The organism is Burkholderiales bacterium (assembly GCA_013695435.1).
Classification (GTDB): domain Bacteria; phylum Pseudomonadota; class Gammaproteobacteria; order Burkholderiales; family JACMKV01; genus JACMKV01.
On sequence record JACDAM010000179.1, the window covers coordinates 1 to 16,941 of the forward strand.

At 58.6% G+C, this 16,941-nt stretch carries 20 protein-coding genes and 1 pseudogene; 12 read left to right on the plus strand and 9 right to left on the minus strand.

Features of this window, described 5'->3' with window-relative positions:
- From sucC to H0V78_09115, 5 genes and pseudogenes are all read left to right on the plus strand, one after another.
- Positions 1 to 1,082 (plus strand): ADP-forming succinate--CoA ligase subunit beta (gene sucC / locus H0V78_09095; protein MBA2351924.1); only part of this gene is annotated, 1,082 nt, incomplete at its 5' end.
- 62 nt (positions 1,083 to 1,144) lie between these two features.
- Positions 1,145 to 1,417 (plus strand): GIY-YIG nuclease family protein, encoded by a 273-nt coding sequence (locus H0V78_09100; protein MBA2351925.1) that lies wholly within the window; start codon positions 1,145 to 1,147, stop codon positions 1,415 to 1,417.
- 60 nt (positions 1,418 to 1,477) lie between these two features.
- A complete protein-coding gene (sucD, locus tag H0V78_09105; protein MBA2351926.1) occupies positions 1,478 to 2,353 on the plus strand; it encodes a succinate--CoA ligase subunit alpha in 876 nt (291 codons plus the stop codon).
- 174 nt (positions 2,354 to 2,527) lie between these two features.
- Positions 2,528 to 3,580: pseudogene (locus H0V78_09110) on the plus strand (NAD(P)H-dependent oxidoreductase subunit E).
- A 318-nt stretch (positions 3,581 to 3,898) separates the two neighbouring features.
- Entirely contained in the window at positions 3,899 to 4,579 is a 681-nt protein-coding gene (locus H0V78_09115) for a TerC family protein (GenBank protein ID MBA2351927.1), read from the plus strand.
- Positions 4,580 to 4,622: 43 nt separating this feature from the next.
- On the opposite strand, the gene H0V78_09120 is transcribed toward H0V78_09115, so the two are convergent.
- From H0V78_09120 to H0V78_09145, 6 genes are all read right to left on the minus strand, one after another.
- Entirely contained in the window at positions 4,623 to 6,158 is a 1,536-nt protein-coding gene (locus H0V78_09120) for a 2-isopropylmalate synthase (GenBank protein ID MBA2351928.1), read from the minus strand.
- Between the two features lie 499 nt (positions 6,159 to 6,657).
- Positions 6,658 to 7,497 (minus strand): CDP-diacylglycerol--serine O-phosphatidyltransferase, encoded by an 840-nt coding sequence (pssA, locus tag H0V78_09125; protein MBA2351929.1) that lies wholly within the window; start codon positions 7,495 to 7,497, stop codon positions 6,658 to 6,660.
- Positions 7,463 to 8,104 carry a phosphatidylserine decarboxylase gene (locus tag H0V78_09130; GenBank protein ID MBA2351930.1) on the minus strand — a complete coding sequence of 214 codons (642 nt, stop codon included), beginning with the start codon at positions 8,102 to 8,104 and terminating at the stop codon, positions 7,463 to 7,465. Before H0V78_09130 ends, pssA begins: the two co-directional genes overlap by 35 nt.
- A 27-nt stretch (positions 8,105 to 8,131) precedes the next feature.
- Positions 8,132 to 9,148: a ketol-acid reductoisomerase gene (ilvC, locus tag H0V78_09135; GenBank protein MBA2351931.1), complete on the minus strand. Its 1,017-nt coding sequence runs from the start codon at positions 9,146 to 9,148 to the stop codon at positions 8,132 to 8,134.
- Positions 9,149 to 9,201: 53 nt separating this feature from the next.
- Positions 9,202 to 9,693 (minus strand): acetolactate synthase small subunit, encoded by a 492-nt coding sequence (ilvN, locus tag H0V78_09140; protein ID MBA2351932.1) that lies wholly within the window; start codon positions 9,691 to 9,693, stop codon positions 9,202 to 9,204.
- Between the two features lie 144 nt (positions 9,694 to 9,837).
- Positions 9,838 to 11,535: an acetolactate synthase 3 catalytic subunit gene (locus tag H0V78_09145; protein MBA2351933.1), complete on the minus strand. Its 1,698-nt coding sequence runs from the start codon at positions 11,533 to 11,535 to the stop codon at positions 9,838 to 9,840.
- 259 nt (positions 11,536 to 11,794) lie between these two features.
- On the opposite strand from H0V78_09145, the gene H0V78_09150 reads away from it, so the two are divergent.
- The 4 genes from H0V78_09150 to H0V78_09165 are packed head-to-tail and all read left to right on the plus strand — an operon-like array spanning position 11,795 to position 13,560.
- Positions 11,795 to 12,349, plus strand: a complete 555-nt coding sequence (locus H0V78_09150) for an RNA polymerase sigma factor (GenBank protein ID MBA2351934.1) — start codon at positions 11,795 to 11,797, stop codon at positions 12,347 to 12,349.
- Positions 12,346 to 12,744: a DUF3619 family protein gene (locus H0V78_09155; protein ID MBA2351935.1), complete on the plus strand. Its 399-nt coding sequence runs from the start codon at positions 12,346 to 12,348 to the stop codon at positions 12,742 to 12,744. Before H0V78_09150 ends, H0V78_09155 begins: the two co-directional genes overlap by 4 nt.
- Positions 12,720 to 13,127: a DUF3106 domain-containing protein gene (locus H0V78_09160; GenBank protein ID MBA2351936.1), complete on the plus strand. Its 408-nt coding sequence runs from the start codon at positions 12,720 to 12,722 to the stop codon at positions 13,125 to 13,127. The genes H0V78_09155 and H0V78_09160 overlap by 25 nt, the downstream gene beginning before the upstream one ends.
- Positions 13,128 to 13,182: 55 nt before the next feature.
- Complete coding sequence (locus H0V78_09165) at positions 13,183 to 13,560, plus strand: RDD family protein (GenBank protein MBA2351937.1); 378 nt, start codon at positions 13,183 to 13,185, stop codon at positions 13,558 to 13,560.
- Here H0V78_09165 and slmA read toward each other — a convergent pair.
- The 3 genes from slmA to H0V78_09180 all read right to left on the minus strand — a co-directional run bounded on the left by slmA (position 13,550) and on the right by H0V78_09180 (position 15,690).
- Positions 13,550 to 14,209 (minus strand): nucleoid occlusion factor SlmA, encoded by a 660-nt coding sequence (slmA, locus tag H0V78_09170; protein MBA2351938.1) that lies wholly within the window; start codon positions 14,207 to 14,209, stop codon positions 13,550 to 13,552. The genes H0V78_09165 and slmA overlap by 11 nt on opposite strands.
- Before the next feature lie 77 nt (positions 14,210 to 14,286).
- Positions 14,287 to 15,168, minus strand: a complete 882-nt coding sequence (gene argB / locus H0V78_09175) for an acetylglutamate kinase (GenBank protein MBA2351939.1) — start codon at positions 15,166 to 15,168, stop codon at positions 14,287 to 14,289.
- Between the two features lie 99 nt (positions 15,169 to 15,267).
- Complete coding sequence (locus H0V78_09180; protein ID MBA2351940.1) at positions 15,268 to 15,690, minus strand: Hsp20/alpha crystallin family protein; 423 nt, start codon at positions 15,688 to 15,690, stop codon at positions 15,268 to 15,270.
- 179 nt (positions 15,691 to 15,869) lie between these two features.
- Between H0V78_09180 and H0V78_09185 the strand changes: the two genes are divergently transcribed.
- From H0V78_09185 to H0V78_09195, 3 genes are all read left to right on the plus strand, one after another.
- A complete protein-coding gene (locus H0V78_09185; GenBank protein ID MBA2351941.1) occupies positions 15,870 to 16,463 on the plus strand; it encodes a sigma-70 family RNA polymerase sigma factor in 594 nt (197 codons plus the stop codon).
- Positions 16,464 to 16,465: 2 nt separating this feature from the next.
- Positions 16,466 to 16,687 (plus strand): zf-HC2 domain-containing protein, encoded by a 222-nt coding sequence (locus H0V78_09190; GenBank protein MBA2351942.1) that lies wholly within the window; start codon positions 16,466 to 16,468, stop codon positions 16,685 to 16,687.
- A gap of 110 nt (positions 16,688 to 16,797) precedes the next feature.
- Positions 16,798 to 16,941: hypothetical protein (locus H0V78_09195; protein MBA2351943.1), on the plus strand; the 144-nt coding region annotated here is incomplete at its 3' end.

Consider the following 16,941-nt stretch of genomic DNA (forward strand, 5'->3'; position numbering starts at 1 on the left):
CTGCTGCGAAAAAACTGGGCGGCGCCCTCTGGATCGTCAAAGCGCAAATTCATGCCGGCGGCCGCGGCAAAGGCGGCGGCGTCAAGCTTGCCCGCTCGTTGACCGAAGTCGAGCAACACGCGCAACGGATTCTCGGCATGCGTCTGGTCACGCCGCAAACGGGGCCGGAGGGGCGCATCGTCAAACGCTTGCTGATCGCCGAGGGAGCCGATATCGCCGACGAGCTGTATGTCGGCATGCTGGTCGATCGCGAATCGCAGCGCGTCGTGTTGATCGCGAGTTCGGAAGGCGGCATGGATATCGAAAAGGTCGCCGCTGAAACGCCGGAAAAACTGCATACGATTGCGCTGCATCCGATGCAGGGTCTGGCCGGGAGCCAGGCGCGCGAGGTTGCGGGCAAGATCGGCGCACCGGCTGCTGCGCTGGATGCCGCAGCCGGGCTTTTACAGGCGCTCTATCGCGCGTTCGACGAAACGGACGCCTCGCTGGCCGAGCTGAATCCGCTGGCCGTGACAATTGACCAGCGCATTGTGGCGCTCGACGCGAAAATGACGTTCGACGCCAACGCCCTCTACCGTCATCCCGAAATCGCCGCACTGCGCGATCTCGACGAAGAAGACCCGGCCGAGATCGAGGCATCGAAACACGACCTCAGCTATATCGCACTCGAAGGCAACATCGGCTGCATGGTGAACGGCGCCGGGCTCGCCATGGCGACCATGGATATCGTCAAGCTTTACGGCGGCGAGCCGGCCAATTTTCTCGACGTCGGCGGCGGCGCTTCAGCCGGGAAAGTCACCGAAGCCTTCAAGCTGATGCTGGCTAACCCCAATCTGAAAGCCATCCTCGTGAATATTTTCGGCGGCATCATGAAGTGCGACGTGCTGGCCGAAGGCATCGTCGCCGGCGCGCGCGAAGTTAAGCTATCCGTGCCGCTGGTGGTGCGTATGGAAGGCACGAACGTCGAGGCCGGGAAGAAAATCCTGGCGGAATCCGGGCTGCCTATCATCTCCGCGAGCAACATGGCGGAGGCGGCGGAGAAGGCGGTGGCGGCAGCGGGCAGCAAAGTTGCGATCCAATAGAGGCAGTCATTCCTGCGCAAGCAGGAATCTCCTTCATTTTGGCAGAGAACTTTTATGTTTATATGCTCGCCAGCAAACAGAACGGCGTGCTGTATGTCGGCGTGACGTCGAACCTGGTGAAGCGGGTATGGGAACACCGAAGCAGATTCCTTACGGGTTTTACTCACCGTTATAACGTGACCAGGCTTGTCTGGTTCGAAGTGCATAACGAGCCGCTTGCGGCAATAACCCGGGAAAAGCAGATTAAGGCTTGGAAGCGCGCATGGAAGATCGAGCTGATCGAAACGTGCAATCCCGCGCGGCAGATCTTTATCCAACCATCGCAGTATGATTGAGAGATTCCTGCTTGCGCAGGAATGACGAAATCCTTTTTTTGTCCAGCGGGAACGACGAAAATGAGTATCCTGATCGACAAAACCACGAAGGTCATCACCCAGGGAATCACCGGCAAGACCGGCCAGTTCCATACCCATCATTGCGCAGCTTATGCCAATGGCCGGAACTGCTTCGTCGCCGGTGTCGTCCCAACAAAAGGCGGGCAGAACTTCGAAGGCATTCCGATTTTCAACACCGTCGCTGAAGCAAAAACGGAAACCGGTGCGACCTGTTCGGTGATTTACGTGCCGCCGCCCTTCGCCGCCGCGGCGATCGACGAGGCGGTCGACGCCGGCCTCGAACTGGTCATCTGCATTACCGAGGGCATTCCGGTGCGCGACATGGTCCGCACCCGTTACAAAATGCAGGGCAGAAGCACGATCCTGATCGGGCCCAATTGCCCGGGCGTTATCACCCCGGACGAAATCAAGATCGGCATCATGCCCGGCCACATTCACAAGCGCGGACCGATCGGCGTGGTTTCGCGCTCGGGCACGCTGACTTACGAGGCGGTCGGCCAGTTGATGGAGCAGAATCTCGGCCAATCGACCTGCGTCGGCACCGGCGGCGATCCGGTCAATGGCCTCAAGCATCTCGATGTGATGAAGCTGTTCAACGACGACCCGCAGACTGAAGCCGTCGTGATGGTCGGCGAAATCGGCGGCAGCGACGAGGAAGAATGCGCGCGCTGGGTCAAGAAAAACATGCGCAAACCTGTGGTCGGCTTCATCGCCGGCGTCACCGCCCCCCGGGGCAAACGCATGGGTCATGCCGGCGCGATCATTTCCGGCGGCCGCGGCACGGCAATGGAAAAGCTCGCGGTCATGGAGGAATGCGGGATCAAGGTCACGCGCAACCCGGCGGATATGGGCCGGCTCGCGAAATCCGTGCTTTGATTCCGCAGCGCGCGTTCGGCAACTGCGCCGCACGCAGGAGCGCGCGTTTGCTGCGCCGAAAATCGGCGGTTATTCGGACAGTTAAAATCCTTTATAATTGACACCGAAGCCGACGAACGCCGTCCCACCCGTAGCGTTGCTGCAAGCCCGTTGCCCCAGCCCCTACAAGTCTTGATGAACGATGGATTGAAGCCCACTGACGCAGCGCGCAGCGCGCCCCTCAAACGTGCGACCGGCAAGCCCAAGGGACGCGTTGCCGAGCCTGCTGCGCTGGCCGAAGTGCGCGAACTGCTCGGTGCCGAACCACGCAGGCGCGATCTCTTGATCGAGCATCTGCATAAAATTCAGGATCGCTATCGCTGCATTTCGGCGCCGCATCTGGTCGCGCTCGCCGCTGAAATGAAATTGCCGATGGCGGAAGCGTTCGAGGTCGCGAGCTTCTACCATCATTTTGATCTCGTCGAAGCCGGTGCAGCAGCGCCGCCCAGGTTGACGGTTCGGGTGTGCGATTCGCTGTCGTGCGAACTGGCCGGCGCGCGCGCTGCTGGCGGGCTTGCAAAGCTCGCCCGGCCTGGACGACGTGCGCTTCATCACGGCGCCGTGCGTTGGCCGCTGCGAGCAGGCGCCGGTCGCCGTGGTCGGCCAGAACGCCATCGCGCACGCCAACGCCGCGCTGGTGCTGCAAAAAATTTGCGAAAACGCTTCTATCGCAACGCCGCCGAAGTATCTGTCGCTCGTCGAGTATCGCGCTGAGGGCGGTTATGCGCGCCTGCTCGAGTGCGTGAACGGCGAGCGCAGCGACGAATCCGTCATCAAGGAACTCGAAGATTCGGGTTTGCGAGGCCTGGGCGGCGCGGGTTTTCCGGCCGGCCGCAAATGGCGCATCGTCAAGGCCGAGCCGGCCCCGCGTTTGATGGCGGTCAACATCGACGAAGGCGAGCCGGGAACGTTCAAGACCGCTATTACCTCGAGCGCGATCCGCACCGTTTCCTGGAAGGAATGCTGATCGCGGCGTGGGCGGTCGGCATAGATGAAATCTATATTTATTTGCGCGATGAATACGCCGAAATCCGGCAAATCCTGACCGATGAACGGTCATGTCATCGGCATACGCGAAGTGCGGCTTGCCGCCGGCGCGGAATTCATCGTCATGGTTTGCGGCGACATCATGACCATGCCTGGTCTGCCGAAGGTGCCATCGGCGGTGAAGATAGATCTGACGGATGAGGGTAAAGTCGTCGGGTTGTTTTAGTGCATAGAGCACCGCTCGGAAGCGTCGCTGCTTCGATGTGGGTTACCGCAGGGCGGCGGCTAACAGCTCCCAAGTTGCTGCCTTATCGGAATACTTGCGCAGACCGTCATTTGCGAGCGGCCTTAGCCCGGCCTTGCACCGGAGGAAGCAATCTCGACCTTTGCTGCCTTGAAAAACAGATTGCCGCGTCGGCGGCGCCTTCTCGCAATGACAGCAATGACGCTCCTGATAGTTAAGTCCCAACCTGTTGCTGTCGCATCAGCTCCTGATTTCCCTTCCCCGGCTTTTCCTTGATGGAATTCGGTAGCCCGGAATTCTGGGTTGCGGTGCTGCAAATCATCGCGATCGACATCGTTCTGAGCGGCGACAACGCCGTCGTCATCGCATTGGCGTGCCGTTCACTGCCGCCGCAACAACGCCGCAAAGGGATTTTCTGGGGTGTCACCGGCGCGATCTCGCTGCGCGTCATCCTGACATTTTTCGCCGTAACGCTGCTCGATCTGCCTTACCTGAAAGCGATCGGCGCCGCGCTGCTGTTATGGATCGGCGTCAAGCTGATGCTGCCGGACAAGCCGACCTCGCACGATATCCCCAGCAGCGAAAGCCTGATCGCCGCGATCAAAACCATCATCATCGCGGATTTCGTAATGAGCCTCGACAACGTCGTTGCGGTGGCCGCGGCGGCGGACGGCAGCATCCTGCTGCTGATTTTCGGCCTTATCGTGAGTATCCCGCTGATCGTGTGGGGAAGCCAACTGATCCTGCGCTTTATGGATCGCTATCCGATCATCATCACGCTGGGCGCCGGGCTGCTGGGCTGGGTCGCAGGAGATATGGCTGTTAGCGATCCGGTGATTCAACCGTGGGCGGAGCAGGCGATCCCGTTCCCGGAATGGACGGCCGCACTGGCCGGCGCGCTGTTCGTCGCCGTGGTCGGAACCTGGCTAAAAACGAGAACGAAGTTAGTCGAATAGCCCGGCCTGGTGCAAGATCGGGCGGGCCATTCGGATCGATCGATTACATCTGCGGATTCAAACGCTCGAGCTTGGAGTGCAGCTTGTTCAGGGCGCTGATGTAAGCTTTTGCCGAGGCGACGACAATGTCGGTATCGGCGCCCTGGCCGTTCACGATGCGCCCGGACTTCTGCAAGCGCACCGTGACTTCCCCTTGCGAATCGGTGCCGCTGGTGATGTTGTTCACCGAAAACAACTGCAACTCGGCGCCGCTTGCGACTATGCTTTCGATCGCCTTGAACGACGCATCGACCGGACCGCTGCCGCGCGATTCGGCTTGTTTTTCGCAGCCGCCTTCGGACAACACGATGGAAGCGTAAGGCAATTCACCGGTTTCGAGTTGCGCTTTCAGCGATACGAGTTTGAAATGTTCCTGCACCTGGTTTACCGCCTCATCGGAAGCCAGCGCCTGCAAGTCTTCATCGAAGATATCGTGCTTCTTGTCGGCCAGTTCCTTGAAGCGCGCGAACGCGGAGTTCACGGCTTCTTCCGAAGCCAGTTCGATGCCAAGCTCGTTCAGGCGCGCGCGAAATGCGTTGCGGCCGGAGTGCTTGCCGAGCACGAGTTTGTTCGCATTCCAGCCAACATCCTCGGCGCGCATGATTTCGTAAGTCTCGCGGTTTTTCAGGACGCCATCCTGATGGATGCCGGCTTCGTGCGCAAACGCATTGGCGCCGACCACGGCTTTGTTCGGTTGCACGGCGAAGCCGGTGATGCCGGCGACCAGCCGGCTGGCCGGCACGATTTGCGTCGTGTCGATGCGTGTGTCGCATTGGAAAATGTCCTGGCGCGTGCGCACCGTCATCACGATTTCTTCCAGCGCCGCATTCCCGGCGCGCTCGCCCAATCCGTTGATCGTACATTCGACCTGACGCGCGCCCGCCGCCACGCCGGCCAGCGAATTGGCAACCGCGAGCCCGAGGTCGTTATGACAATGCGTCGAAAAAATCGCCTTGCCGGAATTGGGGATGCGCTCGCGCAGCGTGCGTATCAAGTTGCCGAATTGCTCGGGAACGTTGTAGCCCACCGTATCCGGGATGTTCAACGTCGTCGCACCCGCGGCGATTGCCGCTTCCAGCACGCGGCAGAGAAAATCTATTTCGGAGCGCCCGGCATCTTCCGGAGAAAATTCGACATTGTCGGTGTATTGACGCGCCCATTTGACGGCTTTGATTGCCTGATCCAAAACCTGGTCCGGCTGCATGCGCAGTTTTTTCTGCATGTGAATCGGCGAGGTCGCGATGAAGGTATGGATGCGCGCTGAATTCGCGCCCTTGATGGCTTCGCCGGCACGCGCGATATCGGCTTCGGTCGCGCGCGCGAGCCCGCAGACCGTACTGTCTTTTACCGCGGCGGCAACCGCTTTTACCGCTTCGAAATCGCCGTTGGACGCCGCCGGAAACCCCGCTTCGATGACATCGACACGCATCCGTTCGAGCTGGCGCGCGATTCGTACTTTTTCTTCCCGCGTCATCGACGCGCCCGGACTTTGCTCGCCGTCGCGCAAAGTGGTATCGAAAATAATCAAATGGTCTTGCATGCTGTTCTCCATTGCAGGTCGGATGCCAATCGCATAGCGATCGAATCCTAGAGATAACTACAGCGGACTCGAACAGTGTCCGCGCTTGAAACCGAAGGGAAAGGTGTAGGATTTTTAGCGCGCGGAGCGCAGCAGCAGACTGACCAACAGGATGTTGGCGAGGTAGGAAACGAACGATGCGTAAGCAGGAGCGGGCATTGGATGCTTCAGAGAACTGATTAGACTGAATATAAAACGTTTCTACCGAAATCGCAAGGGCGCGCGGACACGTTAGCGGCGAAGCCGCCAGTTTGCGGGGAGTGCGACTCGGCCGAACCCGGATCACGGCGAGCGAAGCTTTGGGCCGGAGCCGGGTTCGAAGGCGTCGCTCCCGCAAGCAGCTGCTTTGCAGTAACGTGTCGCGACGCCCCTCCCGCCCCGGATCGCTGCGCGAACGCCGTGTCGGCGGGGCACCGGCGAAGCCGGCCGGTTGCGGGGAGCGCGCCTTAAGCCCCGCGGCTCAATCGCGTTCGCGTTCGATCGGCGGCTCGATAGCGTCGCGTTTTTTATACCATTGCCATATCCACTGCACGTAGCCAGACAAACCGTATGCGACGAACAGGCCGAACAGCACCGTCGGCGGATCGTACGAAATCAGCATGAACGACAGCACCAGCAGCAGCATGAACACGAACGGCACGCTGCGCCGGAAATTGACATCCTTGAAACTGTAGAAGCGCACGGCGCTGACCATGGTTATGCCGGTAAACAGCGTGACGAACCAGGCGAGCCAGGCGACATCGCGACCGGCAATCTGGAAATCGTTCATGGTCCATACCAGGCCTGCGACCAATGCCGCGGCAGCCGGGCTGGGCAATCCCTGAAAATAGCGCTTGTCGGCGACTTCAACCTGGGTGTTGAAGCGCGCAAGGCGCAAAGCGGCGCCTGCACAATGAATGAAAGCGGCCAGCCAGCCGAGCTTGCCCAATCCCTGCAATGCCCACACATAGACGACCAGCGCGGGCGCGACGCCGAACGCGACCATATCCGACAGACTGTCGTACTCGACGCCGAACGCGCTTTGCGTGCGCGTCAGGCGGGCGACGCGGCCGTCCAGGCTGTCGGTTACCATCGCCACGAAAATCGCGATGGCAGCGTATTCGAAACGGCCGTTCATCGCCTGAACGATCGCATAAAAACCGGCGAATAAGCCGGCCGTCGTAAACAGATTCGGCAGCAGGTATATGCCGCGCCGCCTCATTTGCGCTTTGGTGCTGTCGGATTCGGCTTGGCGATACTCGGAGTCCATGGTTTTCGATAGTCTGCTAAGGCAGTTCGGCAAGTATGCTGCACGTCGCATAAACTTTGTCGCCGACGCTGGCTTTCGGTTTGGAAGCGATCGGCAGGTAGACATCGACGCGCGACCCGAACCGAATGAAGCCAAAGCGTTGCCCGCGACTCAGCTGATCGCCGGCCTTTGCGTAGGTCAGAATGCGGCGCGCGATCAGCCCGGCAACCTGAACGCAGGTTACGTCGCTGCCATTTTTCGTTTTCAGCCACATCGCGCTGCGTTCGTTATCGAGTGAAGCCTTGGCCAGCGCCGCGTTGACGAAACTTCCCGGGTGATACCAGGTTTCGCGGACGACGCCATCGACCGGGCTGCGGTTCGAATGCGCATTGAATACGTTCATGAAAACGCTGAACCGCAGCGCTTCCCGATTCAGATAAGGGTCGTGCGCGCGCTCGACAGAAACGATACGCCCGTCGGCCGGGGCGAGAACAGCGTTCTCCAGGCGCGGAATTTCCCGTGGCGGATCGCGAAAAAATTGCAGCACAAAAAGGCTGATCAGCCACATCGGCAACGACCACCAGCCGAAAAAATAACTCGCGATCAGGGAAGCAAGGATGCAGCCGGCAAGAAAAGGCCAACCCTCGCGAGCGATGATGGGGTGAGGATAATCAGCCATGCCAAGGTATTCAGCCTGGAGTTGCCGCTAGTTTCGGGATTGGTCGACAAGCTTATTCTTCTTGATCCACGGCATCATGTCGCGAAGCTTGGCGCCGACCTGCTCGATCTGATGCTCTTTGCCGACGCGGCGCATCGCTTTCAACGAAGCCGCGCCTGCGCGATTTTCGAGGATGAATTCCTTCGCGAACTGGCCGCTCTGGATTTCATGCAGAATTTTGCGCATTTCCTGGCGCGTGCGTTCGGTAATGATGCGGGGGCCGCGCGTGAAATCGCCGTACTCGGCGGTATTCGAGATCGAATAGCGCATGTTGGCAATGCCGCCTTCGTACATCAGATCGACGATCAGCTTCAGCTCGTGCAGGCATTCGAAATACGCCATCTCCGGCGCATAACCGGCTTCGACCAGCGTATCGAATCCGGCCTGGGCGAGGGCGGTCAGGCCGCCGCACAGTACCGCCTGTTCACCGAACAGATCGGTCTCGGTTTCTTCACGAAACGTGGTTTCGATCACACCGGCGCGCGCCGCGCCGATCGCTGATGCATAGGACAGAGCGACGTCGCGCGCATTGCCGCTGGCGTTCCGGGATACGGCGATGAGCGCCGGCACACCGCCGCCTTGCGTGTAAGTCGAGCGCACCAGATGCCCCGGCCCCTTCGGCGCAATCATGATTACATCGAGATCGACTCGCGGTTCGATCTGGCCAAAATGAATGTTGAAGCCATGCGCAAACGCGAGTGCCGCGCCCTGTTTGATATTCGGTTCGATCTCATCGCGGTAGACATCGGCGTGGTTTTCGTCCGGGAGCAGGATCATGACGACATCCGCGTCTTTAACCGCTTCACCGACCGTTGCGACTGGCAGCCCGGCAGCCTCGGCTTTTTTCCACGATGCGCCGCCCTTGCGCAACCCGACCGAAACCTTGACGCCCGATTCCTTCAGATTATTGGCGTGCGCATGGCCTTGCGAGCCGTAGCCGACGATGACGACTTTTTTCCCTTTAATCAATGATAAGTCGGCGTCTTTGTCGTAATAAACCTTCATAAATTCCTCTCGAATGGTGATGGCGGCAAGCCGATGTTCCCAGAAAGAGCGATCTAGACTTTCAGTATGCGCTCGCCGCGTCCGATGCCGGATGCGCCTGTGCGTACAGTCTCAAGAATTGCATCGGACTCGATTGCTTCCAGAAAAGCGTTGAGCTTGGTGCCGGTGCCAGTCAGCTCGATCGTGTAAGCCTTGTCGGTGACGTCGATGACGCGGCCGCGGAAAATATCGGCCATGCGCTTCATTTCCTCGCGTTCCTTCCCGGACGCGCGAACCTTGACCAGCATCAGTTCACGTTCGATGTATTCGCCGTCGTTCAGATCGACGACCTTGACGATCTCGATCAGCTTGTTCAACTGCTTGGTGATCTGTTCGATGACGTCATCGGAGCCGCTGGTGACGATAGTCATGCGCGACAAGGTCGGATCCTCGGTCGGCGCCACGGTTAGCGATTCGATGTTGTAACCGCGAGCGGAAAATAAACCGGAAACACGCGATAACGCGCCGGCCTCGTTTTCCATCAATAAAGACAAGATATGCCGCATGTGCCGCGCCCCTTTTTTCGAATCGGCGGAATGTCGGACGGGATAAATCTATGTCGCGCTGGCGGTTCCAAACCGCGGTCGGGTGTTCTCCTGCGCCGCATCGAGCTTATAAAAAAGGCCGACCGCGCGGTCAAGCTTTGCTGCTCAGACCAGAATCATTTCGCTCAGGCCCTTGCCGCCGGGCACCATCGGAAACACGTTTTCCGCCTGATCGGTGATGAAATCCAGGAAGACGAGATCGTCCTTGCGCGCAAACGCTTCGCGCAGCGCGCCTTCGACATCCGCGGGCTGCTCGATTTTCATGCCGACATGGCCATAGGATTCCGCGAGCTTCACGAAATCCGGAAGAGCGTCCATGTACGATTCGGCATAGCGGTTGCCATGGAAAAACTGCTGCCACTGCCGCACCATGCCCATATAGCGGTTGTTCAGATTCACGATCTTGATCGGCAAATGATATTGCTTGCAGGTCGACAGCTCCTGGATGCACATCTGTATGCTCGCCTCGCCGGTGATGCAGACGACGTCGGCGCCGGGATGCGCAAGCTGCACGCCCATCGCCGCCGGCAGGCCGAAACCCATGGTGCCCAGGCCTCCGGAATTGATCCAGCGGCGCGGCAAATCGAATTTGTAGAATTGGGCTGCCCACATCTGATGCTGACCGACATCCGAGGTGACGAAGGCATTGCCGTTGGTAACTTCATATAGTTTTTCGACGACGTACTGCGGCTTGATAATCGCCGAAGCGCGGTCGTATTTAAGACAATCGCGCGCGCGCCATTCTTCGATCTGCGACCACCACGCCGCCAACGCCGCTTCTTCGGGCTTTTCGCGCGTCGCCGCCAGTTGCTTGATCAGCTCCTGCAGCACTTCGCGCACATTGCCGACGATTGGAACGTCGACTTTCACGCGCTTCGAGATCGACGATGGATCGATATCGATATGCACGATGCGGCGCTCTTCCGAATAAAAATGTTTGGGATTGCCGATCACACGATCGTCGAAGCGCGCGCCGATGGCAAGCAGCACGTCGCAATTCTGCATCGCCATATTGGCTTCATACGTGCCGTGCATGCCGAGCATGCCGACGAACTGCGGGTCGGTCGCCGGATAACCGCCCAGGCCCATCAGTGTGTTGGTACAGGGGAAACCCAGATTGCGAACCAGCTCGGTCAATTCAGCAGCCGCTTCACCGAGGATCACGCCGCCGCCGGAGTAAATCATGGGACGCTTGGCGGCCATGATCAGTTGTATGGCTTTCTTGATCTGCCCGGAATGGCCGCGCGTGACGGGCGTGTACGAGCGCATCGACACTTCCTGCGGGTAACTGAATTCGGCGAGATGCTGGGTGATGTCTTTTGGAATATCGACCAGCACCGGTCCGGGCCGGCCGGTCGAGGCGAGATAAAACGCTTTTTTGATCGTGATCGCGATGTCCTTGACGTCTTTGACGAGAAAGTTGTGTTTGACGCACGGCCGCGTGATGCCGACGGTATCGACTTCCTGGAAGGCGTCGAGGCCGATCGCCGGCGTCGGCACCTGGCCGCTGATAATCACGACCGGAATCGAATCCATGTAAGCGGTGGCGATTCCGGTGATAGCGTTGGTCACGCCGGGACCGGAAGTCACCAGCGCGACGCCGATTTTCTGGCAGGCGCGCGCGTAGCCGTCCGCCGCGTGGACCGCGCCTTGCTCATGCCGCACCAGCACGTGCTTGACCTTGTTTTGCTTGAAAAGCTCGTCATAAATGAACAAAACCGCGCCGCCGGGATAGCCGAATATGTATTCGACGTTTTCTTCCTGCAGGCAACGAATGACGATTTCAGCGCCTGAAATTTGCATGAATGGTTTGATTTGAAGCCGGATGTTGCAGAGCACAGAACGTTACCGTTTCGATGATATACGGTCAAGCTAAAAAACCTTTTTCCGGGAGATGGGCTATCTTCCGATATGCGAGGCGAAAGCGGCGCTATTGCTCGCGGCCAGCAACGGTTTCCGGCAATAATTAGGGACTTCGCTAATATCCGCGCGGCGAACGGGTTTTCGACTCGGTTTCGACAAAGCGAACGGAGCGGCGCACCGGATAATACGGATTACTTCACTGGCTACTTATCAGGAACTATCGGATTTTCTGTCTGGAGTCGAGCGCCGCGCTTACAAGCACGCGTTGTTCGCAGTGCGCGATGAGCATACGGCGCTCGACCTCGTGCAGGACGCCATGCTGAAGCTTGCCGAAAAGTACGCGATGCGGCCTTGCCAGGAATTGCCGATGCTGTTTCAGCGGATTTTGCAAAACGTGATCCGCGATCACTTCCGACGGCAAAAGGTGCGCTCGCTCTGGATCAAGCCCTTGTCCGCGCTCAGCCCCAACCAGGATGACGACGATCAGGATCCGCTCGAATCGCTGCGTGCCGACAACGTTGCAGGACCAATGGAAGCGCTTGAACAGACGCGCGTTTTTGCCGCGATCGAGCGCGCTCTGCAAAGTCTTCCGGCGCGTCAACGCGAAGCATTTCTGCTGCGTTACTGGGAAGATATGGATGTGGCGGAAACCGCGGCGGTCATGGGTTGTTCGGCCGGCAGCGTGAAAACCCATTGCTCTCGCGCAACGCATACGCTTGCCACGATTCTGAAGCAAAAAGGAATCACGCTATGAACGAGCCAGTAAACGAGCACCAACTCGGCAAAAAAATCTCCGGTTATCTTGACCGGGATTCCCGCAATTTGGGTCAGCAGACTCTGCGGCATTTGCAGGCCTCGCGCCAACTGGCGCTTTCCCGATACGCCGGCAACCCGGCGCAGCGTTTGTCGACATCAGGGTGGGCAACGAATAGCGGATATCTGAGCCGGTTCGGCGGTTTTCGGGGCTATCAATTCTGGGTGCCCGTTCTGGTGTTGGTCCTGGCCTTGTCGGCATTGCTGACCTGGCAGGTTCAGCAACATTCCGCCGAGCAATCCGATATCGATGCCGCGCTGCTCGCCGGCGATTTGCCGGTTGACGCCTACATCAACAACGATTTCAATCAATGGGTCAGACATTCCTTGCAATAACCGTTTTGATCTTCGCGCTGCTGAACGCGGCGCCGGCGACCGCCCAATCAGCGAAGCAGCCCGCCTGGGAGCAATTGACGCCGCAGCAGAAACAGGTGCTCGCACCACTTGCCGCGGAATGGAACAGCTTTTCGGATTTCCAACGCAACAAGCTGCTCGGCATTGCGCAAAGCTTCCCGGGCCTTGCGCCTGATCAGCAACAGCGGGTGCAATCCCGGCTCGCCGAATGGAGCAAACTGACCCCCGCGCAACGCGATCTGGCGCGACAGAACTTCCGCAATCTCAAACAGTTGCCGCCGGAAAAGCGTGAAGAAGCCAAAAAGAAATGGGACGAATACCGGCAGTTCCAGGCCGACCAGGCTGATCAGGCCGAAAAACAATAACGCAAGCGGCGCCAGTAAACCCATTTTCGCTGGTTTGCCGCGGCGCTTATTCAGCATGATTTACGAAGCGCTGTTGCTGGCGGCTATCTTGTTCATCGCGGCTTTCGTTTTCCTGCGCGTTTTCCCGAATGCCGGCGCCGGGCCCGTCAAGCTGCTGTTCCAGCTTTATCTACTCGCAATCGCGGCTAGCTACTTTGTTTTCTGCTGGAGCCGCGGCGGAACGCTGCCGATGAAGACCTGGGGTATGCGGCTGATAACGCAGGATTGCGGCGTCATCACGCGCGAGCGGGCGCTGCTGCGATTTCTGTATGCGCTGATCGGAATCACCGTTCTCGGCCTGGGCCTGATCTGGGCCCTGTTCGACCGCGACAAGCAGTTCCTGCACGACCGCCTGGCCGGAACGCGAATCGGTCGATTGCCCGCTAGCCGCTGACTTCTTGCGGATCGTTTCCTTCGCTGCTTCGGGCGATTCGAGTTCGGTCGGCGTGCATTCCGATCAATGCGCGTCCGATCTCCGGCCAGTTGTCCCGCGGATCGCGCTTGAAGCCGCTTTTGGCAAACTGATGCCAGCGCCCGATCACGAACGAGATCAAGGCGTTCGCCGCAAGCGCCGGTTCGCTTCCTTCTCCCTGAGCAGCGCGCTCGCTCGCGGCGAACCGCAACGATTGCTTGAGCGTTGCCTCCAGTCGATCGACGAGTTGGTTGATGCGGGCTTGCAGCCGCTCGTTCTCGTTAACCAGCGCATCGCCGATCAAGACGCGCGTCATGCCCGGATTTTTCATGGCGAAGCCCAGCAGCAGCGCGACAATCGCGTCGACCTGCTTGACCCCGCTTTCCTGTTCGGAAGTAATCTTGTTGATCGTACTGAACAGGCTTTGCTCGATGAAGGCGATTAAGCCTTCGAACATTTGCGCTTTGCTGGCGAAATGCCGGTAAAGCGCCGCCTCGGAAACATCCAGCCGGGCGGCTAAAGCCGCGGTGGTGATTTTTTCGGCCTGCGGTCGTTCGAGCATCGCGGCCAGCGTTTGCAGGATTTGTTCGCGCCTTCCACCCGTACGTTTTTCACCCAGTTTCGCAGCCATCTTTTCCCCGATAAAGACCAGCCGTTATTGAATGCGTGAATTGCAACGCGACGACGACGCTACCTTGCCCGAGACGTTTATTCGCCGAGAATCAGGGTTCCGACGCCCTCGTCGGTCAAAATCTCCAGCAGCAACGCGTGTTCGACGCGGCCATCGATGATGTGGCAACTTTTCACGCCGTTTATGGCGGCTTCGCACGCGCATCTGACTTTGGGCAGCATGCCGCCGGAAATCGTGCCGTCGGCAATCAGGTCGTTGACCACTTGCACGCTGAGACCGGTCAGGACATGGCCTGCCTTGTCGAGCACGCCGGTGGTATTGGTCAGCAGCACCAGCTTTTCGGCTTTGAGCGTTTCGGCGAGCTTGCCGGCGACCAGATCGGCATTGATGTTGTAGGCCTCGCCGTTCTCGCCGTAGCCGATGGGTGCTATCACCGGGATGAAATCGCGCGTATCGAGCAGGGCGACGATTTCCGGATCGATGTGTTCGACTTCGCCAACCTGGCCGATATCGAGCCATTTGCCCTGCTGATCCGAAACCTTGAGTTTGCGGGCGCGGATGAAAGCGCCGTCTTTCCCGGTCAAGCCGACGGCGCGGCCGCCATGCTGGTTGATCAGCGTAACGATCTCCTGATTGACCAGGCCGCCGAGCACCATTTCGACGACGTCCATGGTTTCGTCGTCGGTCACGCGCATGCCCTGAATGAATTCTGTCTGCTTGCCGATGCGCTTTAAGAGGCCGCTGATGTGCGGACCGCCGCCGTGCACGATGACCGGGTTCATGCCGACCAGTTTCAGCAAAACCACGTCGCGCGCGAAGCCCTGTTTCAAGGATTCGTCGACCATTGCATTGCCGCCATATTTTATGACGACCGTCTTGTCGTAGAAGCGCCGTATGTAGGGCAGGGCTTCGGCGAGAATTTGCGCCTTATGCTGTGCTGCGGGGGAACTGGAGGGCATGTTTGATAGCGAATTTTGGCTCATTCTAGCAAAACAAAAGGCGGCCGAAGCCGCCTTTTAAGTGAGCACTAACGCTGAAGCGATACCCTGGAACAAGTGTTACTGGATCGTCAGCCGCTTGGCTGCCGCGGCAGCTTTCTTGCGCAGGACCAGTTCCAGCACGCCGTCGTTATACTTGGCCTGTGCGGATTCCTCCTCGATCTCCTGGGCAAGGCTGAAACTTCGCGAAACCTTGCCGTAATAGCGCTCGGTGTGCACTATCTTTTCACCGTTTTTGACTTCTTTTTCGTTTTTGACTTCGGCGCTGACCCCAACCCGGTTGCCATCGATGGTGACATCGATGTCTTCCTTGCGGACGCCGGGAATGTCGGCGCGCACAATATAGCTGTCGGCACTTTCCGCGACATCCATTTTGATCTGCACCGGCTTTTGTCCTTCGTAACTGACCGGGCGCACGAAAAAGCCTTTGAAGAAATCGTCGAACACGTCGTCCAGCGGACTGTAGCGAGTAATACTGGCCATCGTAAATCTCCTTGAGTTTGATAAGCGGCGCTCGTCTCGCGCCCATGCTTGCTAAATGAGTCCGCGGCTGCGCAATTTCAAGGGTCGCGGAAAAACTTTTGCGACCCGGGGCTGCATGGGGTTGTTGCTTGTATTCGCATGCTAAAACTACTAGATTCGCTCCACGGAAACCGATTGCCATGGACGACGACGAAGCCGATAAGGCGCTCGAGGAAAACCGGGTCTACCTGTTCCGCTACGCGCTCTTGCAATTGCGCGACAAAGGCGCAGCCGAAGACGCGGTCCAGGAAACCCTGCTCGCGGCGCTGGAGAATCGCGCGCAATTTTCCGGACGGTCGTCGGCCAGGACCTGGCTCGTCGGCATCCTGAAGCACAAGATCATCGATCAGATTCGCCGTCATTCGCGGGACGCGAAGCTCTATGTACAGCATGACGCGCATCACGACGCTACGGGCGACGAAAGCGATTTCGACAGCCTGTTCGCCCGCGATGGCCGTCATTGGGACAGGCCGCCGCAAAATTGGGGCAATCCGGACAAAACCCTAGAGCAGAAGAAATTCTGGGAGGCGCTCGAACTGTGCATCAACCTGCTGCCGATCAATACAGCGCGCGTATTCACGATGCGCGAATTCATGGGCCTGTCGACCGACGAAATCTGTAAGGACCTGGGCATAACGGCGACCAACTGCTGGGTCATGCTCTATCGGGCACGCATGAGCTTGCGGGAATGCTTGCAGCTAAAATGGTTCGACAATGAGGAAAGACAGGATTGAAGCTGCTGTCGTGCAAGGATGCAACCAAAATGATGTCGCAAGCAATGGACACCAGATTGAGCCTGCCGAAGAGGATGGCCCTGCGTCTGCATCTTGCGATCTGCGCGAGCTGTTGTCATTTTCGTACACAACTGTCGTTCATCCGCCTTGCCTGCCGGCGTTTTTCGGGACGAGACGACGAAGTCCGTGGTATGAAGCAAAACGATGGGACCGAGATTCCTTAGCATCCATTTGCTTAGCATCCGTTTGTTATAGCCGCCCGTATTGTGCGGTGTGGGTTAGGTGGTGTCGTTCGTTGGTTTTTTGCGTAGTTCATTTCACTCAGGAGAAAATCATGAAGAGCAAAACTGCAGTAACACTCGCGTTTGGCAGCGCATTGGCTACACTGGCCGCCATGCCTATCGCCAGCGCGGCCGGCAACCCGTTCGCACTGGAATCGTTAGGCAGCGGTTATCAGGTTGCGGACGCCGAGAAAAAA